Origin of the sequence: Bacillus sp. JJ1566 (genome assembly GCF_036962685.1) — a bacterium.
Classification (GTDB): domain Bacteria; phylum Bacillota; class Bacilli; order Bacillales; family Bacillaceae_L; genus Ferdinandcohnia.
Genome location: NZ_JBALOP010000003.1, coordinates 120176 through 133391, shown reverse-complemented (window position 1 = coordinate 133391; position 13216 = coordinate 120176). Strand labels below are relative to the sequence as shown.

The 13216-nt window shown below is 38.5% G+C and carries 13 protein-coding genes; 6 read left to right on the top strand and 7 right to left on the bottom strand.

The window, feature by feature from the left end; genetic code table 11:
- Positions 1–34 precede the first annotated feature (34 nt).
- Positions 35–952 carry a ketopantoate reductase family protein gene (locus tag V7112_RS02995; RefSeq protein WP_335415217.1) on the top strand — a complete coding sequence of 306 codons (918 nt, stop codon included), beginning with the start codon at positions 35–37 and terminating at the stop codon, positions 950–952.
- A 229-nt stretch (positions 953–1181) separates the two neighbouring features.
- On the opposite strand, the gene V7112_RS02990 is transcribed toward V7112_RS02995, so the two are convergent.
- On the bottom strand, positions 1182–1622 hold the full coding sequence (locus V7112_RS02990) for an OsmC family protein (RefSeq protein WP_335415215.1): 441 nt from the start codon (positions 1620–1622) through the stop codon (positions 1182–1184).
- Positions 1623–1778: 156 nt separating this feature from the next.
- Here V7112_RS02990 and V7112_RS02985 point away from each other — a divergent pair, with 156 nt between their 5' ends.
- On the top strand, positions 1779–2708 hold the full coding sequence (locus V7112_RS02985; protein WP_335415212.1) for an alpha/beta hydrolase: 930 nt from the start codon (positions 1779–1781) through the stop codon (positions 2706–2708).
- 90 nt (positions 2709–2798) lie between these two features.
- Here the strand turns inward: V7112_RS02985 and V7112_RS02980 are convergent, their stop codons facing one another.
- The 4 genes from V7112_RS02980 to V7112_RS02965 all read right to left on the bottom strand — a co-directional run bounded on the left by V7112_RS02980 (position 2799) and on the right by V7112_RS02965 (position 7287).
- Positions 2799–2900: a YjcZ family sporulation protein gene (locus tag V7112_RS02980; protein WP_335415209.1), complete on the bottom strand. Its 102-nt coding sequence runs from the start codon at positions 2898–2900 to the stop codon at positions 2799–2801.
- Between the two features lie 135 nt (positions 2901–3035).
- Entirely contained in the window at positions 3036–4442 is a 1407-nt protein-coding gene (gene pepV / locus V7112_RS02975; RefSeq protein WP_335415206.1) for a dipeptidase PepV, read from the bottom strand.
- Positions 4443–5165: 723 nt separating this feature from the next.
- Positions 5166–6038 (bottom strand): sulfite exporter TauE/SafE family protein, encoded by an 873-nt coding sequence (locus tag V7112_RS02970; protein WP_335415202.1) that lies wholly within the window; start codon positions 6036–6038, stop codon positions 5166–5168.
- A gap of 337 nt (positions 6039–6375) precedes the next feature.
- Positions 6376–7287: an RluA family pseudouridine synthase gene (locus tag V7112_RS02965; RefSeq protein ID WP_335415198.1), complete on the bottom strand. Its 912-nt coding sequence runs from the start codon at positions 7285–7287 to the stop codon at positions 6376–6378.
- Positions 7288–7449: 162 nt separating this feature from the next.
- Here V7112_RS02965 and V7112_RS02960 point away from each other — a divergent pair, with 162 nt between their 5' ends.
- Positions 7450–7851, top strand: coding sequence for a DUF5365 family protein (locus tag V7112_RS02960; RefSeq protein ID WP_335415195.1), 402 nt, complete (start codon positions 7450–7452; stop codon positions 7849–7851).
- A 66-nt stretch (positions 7852–7917) separates the two neighbouring features.
- On the opposite strand, the gene V7112_RS02955 is transcribed toward V7112_RS02960, so the two are convergent.
- Together V7112_RS02955 and V7112_RS02950 are read right to left on the bottom strand one after the other, a co-directional pair.
- Positions 7918–8397, bottom strand: a complete 480-nt coding sequence (locus V7112_RS02955) for a thioredoxin family protein (RefSeq protein ID WP_335415192.1) — start codon at positions 8395–8397, stop codon at positions 7918–7920.
- Between the two features lie 2 nt (positions 8398–8399).
- Positions 8400–8840, bottom strand: a complete 441-nt coding sequence (locus tag V7112_RS02950; RefSeq protein WP_335415188.1) for a disulfide oxidoreductase — start codon at positions 8838–8840, stop codon at positions 8400–8402.
- Between the two features lie 186 nt (positions 8841–9026).
- Between V7112_RS02950 and V7112_RS02945 the strand changes: the two genes are divergently transcribed.
- The 3 genes from V7112_RS02945 to V7112_RS02935 all read left to right on the top strand — a co-directional run bounded on the left by V7112_RS02945 (position 9027) and on the right by V7112_RS02935 (position 13088).
- Positions 9027–9686 (top strand): HAD family hydrolase, encoded by a 660-nt coding sequence (locus V7112_RS02945; protein ID WP_335415186.1) that lies wholly within the window; start codon positions 9027–9029, stop codon positions 9684–9686.
- 111 nt (positions 9687–9797) lie between these two features.
- Positions 9798–11288, top strand: coding sequence for a glycerol kinase GlpK (gene glpK, locus V7112_RS02940; protein ID WP_335415184.1), 1491 nt, complete (start codon positions 9798–9800; stop codon positions 11286–11288).
- Positions 11289–11417: 129 nt separating this feature from the next.
- Positions 11418–13088, top strand: a complete 1671-nt coding sequence (locus V7112_RS02935) for a glycerol-3-phosphate dehydrogenase/oxidase (RefSeq protein WP_335415181.1) — start codon at positions 11418–11420, stop codon at positions 13086–13088.
- Positions 13089–13216 lie beyond the last annotated feature (128 nt).

Below are 13216 nucleotides of genomic sequence, written 5' to 3'. Positions count from 1 at the left end.
TTGATAGTTTCAAAATGAAAGGGGTTGCAAGGCTTTGAGAATACTAGTTGTAGGTGCAGGCGCAGTTGGCGGTTATTTTGGAGGAAGACTTCTTGAAAAGGGAGAAGATGTAACCTTCTTAGTCCGCGAAAATAGACAAAAACAATTACAGGAACGTGGACTTCAAATTGAGAGTATCCATGGAAATGTGACACTCATGCCGAAGACAATCAAGTCAGGTGAAGAAGCTGGTCCATTTGATGTAATTATTCTTTCTACAAAACAATATCATCTTGAAGGTGCTTTACATAGTATTGAACCATATGTGAGCGAAGACACGATGATTCTTCCGTTATTAAACGGCTATAGTCATGTGGATGTATTAAGGTCTAAGTTTAATCCAGAAAATGTAATAGGTGGATTATGTTTTATCGAGTCAACCCTGAATGATGAAGGGAAAATTGTTCAGACAAGCCCTAACCACCGCTTATTATTTGGAGAATTTTCGGGGGAAAGAACAGAGCGTATTTCAACATTAGCAGATACTATGTCTGGTACAAAAACAAATATTCAATTAAGTGACAATATCATACGGGAAATGTGGCATAAATACATGTTCATCACCGGATTTTCAGGTGTGACAACTCTAATGAGATCACCGATTGGTCCAATCCGTGAAGAGCAGAATGGGCAAAAGCTTATTTTAAGCCTATTTAAAGAAATTGGTTCTGTGATGAGGATGCTCGGTGCACCAATTGATGAAGATATTGAGGAAAAACATGTAAAAACAACGAACCAAATGACATTTGAAATGAAATCTTCGATGCAGCGTGATATGGAAAAAGGTTTAGATATTGAGGCTGATCAATTACAAGGCTATTTATATATAATTGCCCAGGAAAAAGGAATTGAAACTCCATTTTTAGAGGTTATTTATTCAAACTTAAAAGTTTATCAGGCACTAAGGAGATAATTTGAGAGAAAGGTAGTGTGTGGACGCACTGCCTTTCATCTTTTATACGTTCGAAAGCCAAAATAATGTCACTAATCAAGGTAATACTGTCGCTATCTGAGAAATACTGTCACTATCCAAGAAATACTGTCACTATCCAAGAAATACTGCCATTAGCTTAATTTTGCCCAGACACATAAAAAATCCCTCTCGCAAGGAATTCCCCTACAAGAGGTAATCTGAAATACTTTTATCCAACCACTTGTACAACCGGTTCAGCCGTAATCTCAACATTGCCTTTGAGCGTTTGCGAGATAAAACAGGCTTTTTCTGCACGGTGCGCAAGTTGAATCAATTTTTCTTGAAGTTCTTCATCGGCTTGATTTACAAAAATAACTGGTTTATGAACAATTTTTTCAAAGACTAAGCGCTTTCCATCCTTGCCAACGGTTCCTTCAGTTTCAACCTCAAGATGAGTGTATTCAAGATCACGATTTGACAAGATGGCAGCAAGGGTAAGCATATAGCAATTTGTGGCGGCAGCAATTAACAATTCTTCAGGATTTGCGCCAATTCCAGGTCCGTCAAGCTGCTTTGGAGCAGAGACTGCTGTTTCCAATCCATCTGTGGTAATCGTACCCTCTCCATTTCTATTTCCGGTCCAGGTGCCTTTCACTATAAAAGAACTCATTTTGTTCATTCCCCTCATCTATTTTTCTAACATACTACTTCTATTATATGCATAAAAAATGGAAACACGAAAGGCATTGACTGAAAATAGTGAATACCTTTTCATATCTATATTGTAATAATCAGAATATAATAGACGTAAAAGGAGGCCACGGTGATGACGAGTACGGATTTTACATTTTTAACTGATGATGGTGTCACGATATTTTGTAAAAAGTGGGAGGGTGAAAGTAACACACATCCAAAAGGAATTATTCAAATTGCCCATGGCATGGCAGAGCATATTGAACGTTATGATTTATTTGCAAAGGTACTCATCGAAGAAGGCTACATCGTATATGGAAATGACCATCGCGGGCATGGAAAAACAGGCTCAAACGCAAAACTATTAGGATTTTTTGCGGAGGAAAATGGGTTTGAGCAAGTGGTTGAAGATATGCTTCAGCTAACAGATTTGATCAAAAAAGATTATCCCAATCTACCGATTTTTCTATTCGGACATAGCATGGGCTCCTTTTTAACGCGAAGATACATACAAACACATGGTGATCAATTAGCGGGTGTCATTTTATCAGGAACCGGTGGAGACCCAGGTCTCATTGGAAAAGTTGGAATTGGAATTGCCAAGCTTGAAATGAAGCGGAAAGGAAAGACAACCGAGAGTCCGCTTATGAACAAGCTTACGTTTGGTAGCTACAATAAAGCCTTCAGTCCAAATCGAACTGAATTTGATTGGCTTTCAAGGGATGACAAAGAAGTAGACAAGTATATTCAGGATCCTCTTTGTGGTGGAATTTTCACGGCTGGCTTCTTCTATGACCTTGTTGGGGGAGTAGCAAAAGTAAATAACCATAGCGCAAATGAAAATATTCCGAAAAGATTACCGTTGTACTTTTTAGCTGGGGATAAAGACCCTGTCGGTAACTATTCAAAAGGAGTACTCCAAGCTGCTGATATGTACAAAAAAATAGGAATCAAGGATGTAACGGTCCAACTATATGAAAATAGCCGGCATGAAATCTTAAATGAACTTAATAAAGAGGAAGTTTTCAAAGATGTTATCAATTGGCTAGATATGCACTTATAAAAAAAGGTGTCTCAGAGGTTTCCGCCTCTGAAACACCTTAAAGAGGAGATATTATAGGGATACGCGGTGGATGCGTTTAAAACATATGGACTAGTAGCCCATAAAAGAAGCTCCTACAATGACTAATAGGATAAACAGAACCACGATTAACACAAAGTTGTTGTTGTTGCGTCCGCCTCCATCATAGCTCATAAATAACACCTCCTTCATATGAAAGTTACTGTATTTTATGAAGGAATGCAGAATCGGTAATGGACAATCATGGAGAAAACAAAAAAGAGGTATCAACCTATATGTTAATAAGGATGACACCTCTTTTTTTATAATTTACAAGTTACCCAATCGATAAATTGCGTGTGCGTAAATAGCGGTTGCTTTTAATAAGTCATCGATTTCAATGTACTCGTTCTTTTGGTGAGCGGTCATTGGTTTATCTGGGAATACAGCTCCAAAGGCAACCCCATTTTTCATAAAGCGTGCATATGTAGCGCCACCAGTTGTTAAAAGCGTAGGTTCGTCACCTGTTTCTGCTTCATACACCTCCTGTAGGGTCTGAATCATTGGAGAATCCTTTGGAACATGGTGTGGTTCCTTACTAGCAAGGGAAGTGACCTTAAAGCTATAGGATTCTATAATTTTCGTTAATTGTTCGATTGTATTTTCGTAATTTGTCTCAACCGGGCAACGAATATTTAAGTGAATCTCAGCAATTACATCCTTCTTAAATGTAAAGATTCCAGCATTCACGGTAAGTGGACCCGTAATCTCATCTGAAAAATCAATTCCTAAACCTTCACCTTTAAATTGGTTATAGAGCGTTTTGTAGATAAATTGTATGTAATGATTAGCGCTTTCTTCAAACGAATATTGCTGTAGAAATGAAGCTAAATGAAGTGCAGCATTAACCCCTTTATGAGGCTCCATCCCATGGGCTGAAGTCCCGACTAACTTGAGCATTGTTTGGTTTCCATCCTGTGAATAGGAATAGACGACTCCTTTTTCCTTACAATATTTCAAAAATTGCTGAACGAGAGTATCGTTTTGGCCGTTAATAACGGCTTCGGCTACATCTGGCACCATATTTCCTTTTTCACCTGAAACAAAGGAGAGGAGAGATAGATCTCCATCTTCACTGTTTGTGACATTTTGTAGTCCTAGCTTTACATTGATTTGTCCTTTTTCAGCATGAATGATAGGAAAATCCGCATCAGGTGCAAAGCCAGCTAATGGCGCTTTTTCGACCTCAACATATTTTTTCATACAGCTCATGCCACTTTCTTCATCGGTTCCAAAGATGATGCGTATATTATGTTTTAAAGGGAGGCCAAGCTCTTTCACGATTTTAAGTCCATAATAGGCAGCTATCGTTGGGCCTTTATCATCAATGGCACCTCTTGCATACATTTTTCCATCTCGAATCGTTGGTTCAAATGGTGGTGACACCCAATCGCCGGTTGCAGGAACAACATCCAAGTGACAAAGGATTCCAATGTAATCTTCTGCTTTAGCAGGGGCATATTCTGCATACCCCACCATTCCATCAATATTTGTTGTCTTAAATCCAGCAAACTCTGTAATCGAAAGCATGGTTTCCAATGCTTCACCAATTTTATCTCCCATTGGACGTTTTTTGGTTGCGCTTTCTAGGTCCTTCACACTTTCAATCTTTAAAATGGTTTGGAGATCGTGGAGCAGGTCATCTTTTCTCTTCAATACTTCATCATAAAAGTTCATCATGTCACCTCAAACAGATTTTTCGTTGCTTAAATTATAGCAAAAAACAACATTCTCTATACAAGAGGATGTTGCAGACTGTAGGCAAACTCGAAATTTTTCGAGTTTGTCTACAGTCTGACGCTTGGAATTATTCCAAGCGTTTTTCATATATTCGTATTTTTTTCTTCAACGAAAGAAACGGATTCTTTTAAAATAAACCTTTGAAAAATGAAACAATTATAAATAATGTCGATAAAGTACCAAAAGTAGTTAAGGTTATTATTATTTTGTTATTTTGTTTTTCTGAAGGTTTAATTAGTTCGTATATTGCTGCAATCCACACCAATGCGGATGCAATGATAAAAATAGTCATATACATATGCTTATCATCCTTTCGCTTAAATTTTAATTTAACAACAACACGTCTATTTAGAATAATTAGTTATTTTACAAGTTCTATTCTAATTATATCTTATTTCTCACCAAGTTCTGAATTTTCCTCCGATAATTATTAATTAACATACCAAATAGCACCCCAATTCGCATTACAATTAGTACGTTGACAATAGTTATTGTCACACTGTTAATGATAATGTGATTTCATAAGTTAATTTCAGTTCAAAACACATACTATTTTCGTTACACCAACAAAAAATAAAGTGCTAAACCCAATGCGATTTAGCACTTTATTTATACTGTTATTTCTATTTTTCTCCACAAAAACTGAACTACTTAGTTTTTTTATCCAGCTTCTTTTTCCTTGTGATGGAATTTAAGAGTATGAATGAAGAAGTGTAAAAGCATATATAAGCAGTAGGTAAATAGAATGAGCAAACCGACAAAGTCTAAATGAAAAAGCTTAAATGCGAGACTCACTCCAGTTGCAATATATAGACCAGCTAAAAACAAGCGAACCTGTTTATCTCCATATACATTCGTAACTCTTGCGCCAAGCTGTCCTCCAATAAGTGCACCAACAATTAGGCTGCCAATAACTCCATAATCAAGTCGGACAGTTGATGCATAGGTAGTAAATCCTGCTACAACAATCATGAATACACTTAGCAGGCTTGTACCAACTGCGTATTTTGGCTGAAACGCAAGCACGCCCATTAATAATGGAACAATAATGAAGCCACCGCCTACACCTAATACCGTCGAAATAAACCCAGCGAATAGCCCAATTAACACAATTTTTACATAAGAATATTTTGTTTTCTTAGTTGGTTGTTCCTTAGTAGGAGATTTGCTTAAAAGTATTGAAATTGAAAAATATAAGGTAAGTGCTAAATACATCAATGGAATTACAGTATTTTCTAGGTTGTATTGTCCAAGGAAAATCACAAATGGATGTGCAAGCTGAGTAGCTATAACCCCACTTATTCCGATAATAATGGAAGTTTCCCATTTAATATGTTTTAGTCGAAAATGTGCTCCCACTCCGGAAAGTGTGGTAGCAACTGTATACAATAAGCTTGTAGCGATCGCGATAACTGGAGAAAAGCCCATTAGGATTAGCGTTGGCGTTAGAATAAATCCACCGCCAATACCAAAAAAGCCGGACATTACTCCAATACAAAGACCCAAGATGACGTAAATAAGTAAGTCCTGCAATGGCAAACTCCTTTCCTTATTCACTACTACTTCTAATCAAATACGCATTGGCGTATTTGTGCCCTATTTTTTTAGGCCCACACGATGTGGGTCACAAAGACGTTGCCACAGGATGTGGCGTATTTAGTTTTTGATCGTATGCTCGAAAAATTTCCTTTAAAAAATCGTGGCATTCGCCGGAGGCTTTAACTTTATTCAGTCAAGGTATGAACCCCAACCGAATTATTTAATTTTTTTATTCATCCCTACTTTATAAGAAGGGAATTCTGCTGAATAAAGTTAATTATACAGGAAAAATGCAATTCCTGCATGTGTACTAGACCCAAGCTTTGTGAAATTAGACCGTGGTATTTTCAAAAATGGGTGGGACATCTAGGAAAGGTGCCTCACACATAATTTTTTCATTTGTAAACGGGTGTTCCAAACTTATTCGAGCAGCATGTAGCGCCTGGCGTGGAACAATTGGTTGTCCACCATATAAGGTATCCCCAACGAGCGGGTAGCCTAGATGGCTCATATGTATCCGAATTTGATGAGTGCGCCCTGTTAAAAGCTCAAGCTCAACTAAAGTCATGTTTTTAGTTGAAAATGTTTGAAGGACTTTAAATTTCGTAATTGCCTTTTGACCTGTCGGGGATACTCTTCTGCGTGTTGGATGATGGCGATCTCGACCAATGGCAGCATCGATTGTTCCCTTTTTCTGTTTGATGATTCCGTGAACCAAGGCCAGATAGGTTCGTTTGATTTCCCGTTTTTCCAGTCTGCGGTCTAAAATAGCTGAAGCTAATTTGTGCTTTGCAAAAATAACCGCTCCGGTTGTATCGTGATCAAGTCGATGGATATGACGTACTTTTGTTTGAACACCATGCACTTGGAAATGATAGGCAACAGCATTAGCAAGGGTACCAAGCTGACCGTCTTCATTTGGATGGGTGTCCATTCCAGAAGGTTTGTTGGCGATTAAAAGGTGGTCATCCTCAAATAAAATTTGTAGGTCTGGAACATATTCTGGCTGGACTCCAAAATCCTCATCTATAAAAAGATGAACCTGCAGCTTGTCATTATGTGTGAGAGGTGTGTTCCAAGGTTTGGTCTCCCCCTTGAACTTCACGCCTTTTTCCATACGTAATTGATGAAGCATTTGCTTTGGCAACGACCATTCATCTTTAAGAACTTCTTCAATGGTTTTGCTTTCCCAATCTTTAGGAACTGTAACCTCAAACCATTCTCCCAATCTTTTAGTTAACATTTAATCACCTTTAACTTCGACTTTTCTTTTAAAAGTATATCCAATCTACGCAATGAATGAAAGAGAAAGGTGGATATGGAGGAAAGAGTTACCGTATCAAAAACAAAGAGTCCTATGGTATTCTAATCTTATTATTATGGGTATACAAGGGTGGGTTTTACATTGAAAATTGTAGTAGCATCAACTCCGGTGCAGGAACTTCATATTACGGAGCTAATCGATTACATGTATTCTTCTATTTTTCCAATCTATTTCGAGGATGAGTATATTGGAAAACTTGAAGAATGGAATGTGTTAGCGCCAAAAGAGGAAGACGTCTACTATAACCGAACATTGGATAAGGCTTTTAAAGTCATTTCAAGCCTTCAAGCGATTATTGCAGTTTTAGAAACGATTCAAGAAGAAGGCTACCAGAAAAACTATGGAGAAATTTTTGCAAAGAATGTGCAAATTTTGAATGATTACGGTTATTTGTTTCCTTTCACCATCGAAGAATTTCAAAGTGTGAACAATCCAGAAGTGTTAAGTAAATATTCAAAGCCTGCAAATCAATATTTGGCTTAATACATAAGGTATTAGTAGCCTTTATTTACAAAAAATCCCTGCTCCAATTTGAGCAGGGATTTCCTCTTATTTTGAGCTAGCCATTGCAGTTTCGAACCAAATTTTATAATCATTGTGGTCAGGATGATACCCGACAAGGCGTGATACTTCTTCACCATTTTCAAAGTGAATAAGTGTAGGTGTAGAATCTATGCCATATTTGTTCCATTGATCTTTAAATTCAAGTAGATTTAATTTTTTCAAATCAAGTCCCATTTCTTCTACCATTGGGACGATGACTGGAGTTGTATTTTGACAGTGCACACAGTCAGCTGCATAAAAGTACACAGTCATTGTTTCCCCATTTTTTAACTTAGTTTCTAATTCGTCTGGAAGAATTTGATTTCCATAGTTTGGATCGTCTAGCTGAGCAATTGTCGCAGGCTCTAATTTTTCTTTACCAAATGGATTCCCTTCAGCTTTTTGCTTGTTTTGTGAAGTTGTCACATACGCAAGCGCCCCAAATAGAGCTACAATAACAACTGTAAAAATGATAATTTTTTTCATATCTATTTCCCTTCTTTCATTTTTTTAAGTGTGATAAAGCTAGTAATTGCAATGATTGTAAAACCAATTAAGGCTAAAAAAGGAATCGTTACAAAACCAAACCAATTAATATATTGGCCTGTACAAGGAACAATTCCACAGGCGAGTGAATTCTCACCCACAGCAGGCACCTTTTGAACAAGATAGTGGTAGATGGAAATCGAACCACCAATTACAGATAGAATAAAGGTATAGAGTGCGATTGAGTAATTCTTTTTAAAAATAGCGATTCCCAAAATGATAACGAGAGGGTACATGAAAATTCGCTGGTACCAGCATAATTCACAGGGTACGTATTTTTGGATTTCTGAAAAATAAAGACTACCAAGCGTGGATATCAATGCGGCAGCAAAAGCAATAAATAAATATGTTTCTAGCACCTTTTCATTTTTTTTAGAGTTCATCGAATCCCTCATTCCACATAAGTATACTCACCAATTATATTATCACGGCAGCCGATTGTAAAATGTAAAATCTTGATGTGAAGATATTGTGAACAAAATGTGTCTATTGAAAAAAAGGGGAAAATGGACTTTGTTTAATAATTCCTTATAATAGTAGGTGGAATTAGATAAACAGGAGATGATTTTTTGATAAAAGCGGTTATTTTTGATTTTGATGGATTAATTTATGATACAGAAACGAATGAATACAATGTATTAAATGAAATTTTTCAGGAGCATGGTTCAGAGCTTCCCATGTCCGTGTGGGGCAAAGTCATTGGAACGCAAGCTGGATTTAATGCCCTTACATTTTTAGAGGAGCAAATTGGGAAGAAAGTAGACCATGAGCAATTGACCAAGTTAAGACGCAATCGCTTTAATGAACGAATGAAGAATGAAGGGGCACTGCCGGGTGTAGAGGAGTATTTATCGGCTGCAAAGAAGGCAGGCTTAAAAATCGGACTAGCATCAAGCTCTGATTATAATTGGGTTTCTACTCATTTAAAAAATCTTTGCTTATTTGATTACTTTGAGTGCATCCGTACCTCAGATGACGTTGAAAAGGTAAAACCCGACCCAACTTTATACTTAGAAGCAGCTAAATGCTTAGGTGTGTCACCGGAAGAGTGTCTTGTCTTTGAAGATTCCGCAAATGGGGCATTAGCAGCGAAACGCGCCGGAATGTACTGTGTGATTGTACCTAACCAGGTGACAAAGGATTTGGATTTCTGTGAAGTGGATCATCGATTGGAATCGATGGCTGCGGTTCAATTAAAGGAACTAATTGAGAAAATCGAAAACAATTAATGTACCCACCACTCTTAAAAGAGTGGTGTTTTTTTATTCATTAGCAGGTAGCCAAAAATATGTAAGCGTGTTAATTTTAAGTAAGAAATATGTTTTTAGGGGGCTAATCAAGTGGAAAAATACATACTTTCATTAGACCAAGGTACCACAAGTTCACGGGCTATATTGTTCAATCAAAAAGGAGAAATCGTGCATGTTGCACAAAAAGAGTTTACACAAATTTTTCCAAAGCCTGGCTGGGTGGAGCATAATGCAAATGAGATTTGGGGCTCGATTTTATCAGTCATGGCATCATTATTATCAGAAGCTAATGTAAAAGCAGATCAAATTGCTGGGATCGGGATTACGAACCAACGTGAAACCACGGTTGTGTGGGACAAGGAAACAGGTCAGCCCGTGTACAACGCAATCGTTTGGCAGTCTCGGCAAACTGCTAGCATTTGTGAGGAGCTAAAAGCGAACGGATTAAGTGAAACATTCCGAAATAAGACAGGCCTATTAATCGATGCTTATTTTTCAGGCACAAAGGTAAAATGGATTTTAGATAACGTAGAGGGTGCGCGAGAAAAAGCCGAAGCGGGCAAGCTGCTATTTGGAACGATTGATACTTGGATTATTTGGAAGCTCTCAGGTGGAAAAGCTCATGTTACAGATTATTCAAATGCCTCCAGAACATTGATGTATAACATTTATGAGTTAAAATGGGACGATGAGATATTGGAGCACTTAACTGTTCCAAAGTCGATGCTACCTGAGGTTCGTCCATCATCAGAAGTATATGCCAAAACCGTTGACTACCATTTCTTTGGTCAAGAGGTGCCGATTGCAGGTGCAGCGGGAGACCAACAGGCAGCTCTTTTCGGGCAAGCATGCTATGAAAAAGGTATGGTAAAAAACACTTATGGCACAGGCTGCTTCATGCTGATGAATACAGGTGAAAAAGCAGTACCATCTAAGCATGGGTTGTTAACCACAATTGCATGGGGAATGAACGGCAAAGTTGAATACGCTTTAGAGGGAAGTATATTCGTCGCAGGTTCAGCGATTCAGTGGCTTCGTGATGGGCTCCGTATGTTTAAAGATGCAAAAGATAGTGAAGGGTATGCCAAGAAGGTTGACTCAACCGATGGAGTCTATGTTGTTCCGGCATTTGTAGGACTTGGTGCTCCGAACTGGGATAGTGATGTTCGCGGAGCTGTATTTGGCCTTACACGTGGGACCTCGAAGGAACATTTCATACGCGCAACCTTAGAATCACTCGCTTACCAAACAAAGGATGTCTTGACTGCAATGGAAGCTGATTCAGGCATTTCCTTGAAAAAATTGCGTGTCGATGGTGGGGCGGTTAAAAATAACTTCCTTATGGATTTCCAATGTGGCATTTTAGGAGTGCCTGTGGAACGACCAGAAATTAATGAAACAACAGCATTGGGTGCCGCTTACCTAGCGGGACTAGCAGTTGGCTTTTGGAAGGATCAATCCGAAATCGCAAGTAAATGGGCAATTGACAAAACCTTTGAACCTAATATGACTGAAGAAAAGCGTGAAGAATTATATAACGGCTGGAAAAAGGCAGTACAAGCAGCTCTTGGTTTCAAATAATATCTATGCTATGATAAAGATAAGTTAATAATTCGGTAGGAGACTAGGGAGAGACCGCAGGAGCATTGTCACTATATGTGCAATGTCTTTTGTGGTCTCTTTTTTTCTACCTTCAAGGAGTGGGAATAAATGACAAAGTTTTCAAATATAAATAGAAATTCCATCCTAGAGGACATGGAAAAACAGGTTCAAGACTTATTTATTATTGGTGGAGGAATCACGGGTGCCGGAATTGCGCTTGACGCTTCAACTCGCGGACTTAAAACGGCTCTTGTTGAATTGCAAGACTTTGCGGCCGGAACATCCAGCCGTTCTACAAAGCTTGTGCACGGTGGTCTTCGCTACTTAAAACAATTTGAGGTAGGTTTAGTAGCTGAAGTAGGGAAAGAAAGGGCGATTGTGTATGAAAATGGCCCACATGTAACAACTCCTGTATGGATGCTGTTGCCACTTCATAAGGGAGGCACCTTTGGAAAGTTTTCAACATCAATCGGTCTTCGTGTTTACGATTTTTTAGCAGGAGTGAAGAAGTCTGAAAGAAGATCGATGTTGAGTGTGGAAGAAACACTGGGAAAAGAACCTCTCATAAAAAAGGATGGTCTTAAAGGTGGCGGTTATTATGTTGAATATCGGACAGATGATGCACGTCTAACGATTGAGGTCATGAAAAAAGCGATCGAAAAAGGGACAAAAGCTGTCAACTATGCCAAGGTCGAATCCTTTATTTATGAAAATCAAAAGGTAAAAGGTGTAAAAGTGGTCGACCAATTGACTGGTAAAGAATATAAAATTTTTGCTAAAAAAATTGTTAATGCAACAGGACCATGGGTTGATACAATGCGTGAAGCCGATAAATCAAAAAAAGGCAAAGTATTAAGGCTCACTAAAGGTGTTCATATCGTAATCGACCAATTTAAATTTCCGTTAAAACAGGCGGTTTACTACGATACACCAGACGGACGGATGGTATTCGCCATCCCACGAGATGGAAAGACATACGTCGGAACAACAGATACATTTTATGACAAAGATACCGCACATCCAACCGTCACAGCCGAGGACCGGACATATTTGATGAATACAATTAACTATATGTTTCCAACTGTAAAAGTAAAGGATTCCGATATCGAATCTAGCTGGGCTGGAGTACGGCCATTAATATATGAAGAAGGCAAGGACCCTTCTGAAATTTCACGTAAGGATGAAATTTGGGTTTCTGATTCAGGGTTGATTACAATCGCAGGTGGGAAATTAACAGGCTATCGGAAAATGGCCGAAACCGTGGTAGATAAAGTTGGGAATTTATTAGAGGAAGAAGGGACTACTGGGATTAAGCCTTGTCAAACAAAGGATATGGCGATTTCAGGAGGAAGCGTTGGCGGATCGAAAAAATATCCTGGGTTTGTCGCTGAAAAAGTGGAGCAGTTAGTAAAAGAGTTCCAGCTCACATATGAGGAGGCAGAAAAACTCACACGTTTATATGGTTCAAACATTGATATTGTAAAAGAGATTATGGCTGAATCAAAGGATAAAGCAAATGAAGTGGGTCTTCCACTTCACATCTTGGCATCCTTGGAGTATGGAATCCAGTATGAAATGGTCACAAAACCAATCGATTTCTTGATTCGACGAACTGGAGCAATGTTTTTCAATATTGATTGGGTCAACCAATGGAAAAAACAGATTGTTGCACACATGGCTGAACGTTTTAACTGGACTGAAGAAGAGAAAGAACGCTATGAAGTTGAGGTCGAGTCATCTATCAAAGACGCAACTCAGCCAAGTGGGGAAGATATGTAATGAGTGATACCAGACGGGGGAATCCGTCTGGTTTTTTACGGGTTGGGGTAGTGAATCGTACCCGATTGTCAAAATGCTAGAGCAAAGGGGTAACGCAAGCGTATGAATCGTGCCCGATTGCCGTGAGA

Coding starts and splice junctions, on each gene's coding strand:
- V7112_RS02990 (WP_335415215.1), bottom strand. CDS start 1,622: ATGAGTTCTTTTATAGTGAAAGGCACCTGGACCGGAAATAGAAATGGA.
- V7112_RS02985 (WP_335415212.1), top strand. CDS start 1,779: ATGACGAGTACGGATTTTACATTTTTAACTGATGATGGTGTCACGATA.
- V7112_RS02980 (WP_335415209.1), bottom strand. CDS start 2,900: ATGAGCTATGATGGAGGCGGACGCAACAACAACAACTTTGTGTTAATC.
- pepV (WP_335415206.1), bottom strand. CDS start 4,442: ATGAACTTTTATGATGAAGTATTGAAGAGAAAAGATGACCTGCTCCAC.
- V7112_RS02965 (WP_335415198.1), bottom strand. CDS start 7,287: ATGTTAACTAAAAGATTGGGAGAATGGTTTGAGGTTACAGTTCCTAAA.
- V7112_RS02955 (WP_335415192.1), bottom strand. CDS start 8,397: ATGAAAAAAATTATCATTTTTACAGTTGTTATTGTAGCTCTATTTGGG.
- V7112_RS02950 (WP_335415188.1), bottom strand. CDS start 8,840: ATGAACTCTAAAAAAAATGAAAAGGTGCTAGAAACATATTTATTTATT.
- V7112_RS02935 (WP_335415181.1), top strand. CDS start 11,418: ATGACAAAGTTTTCAAATATAAATAGAAATTCCATCCTAGAGGACATG.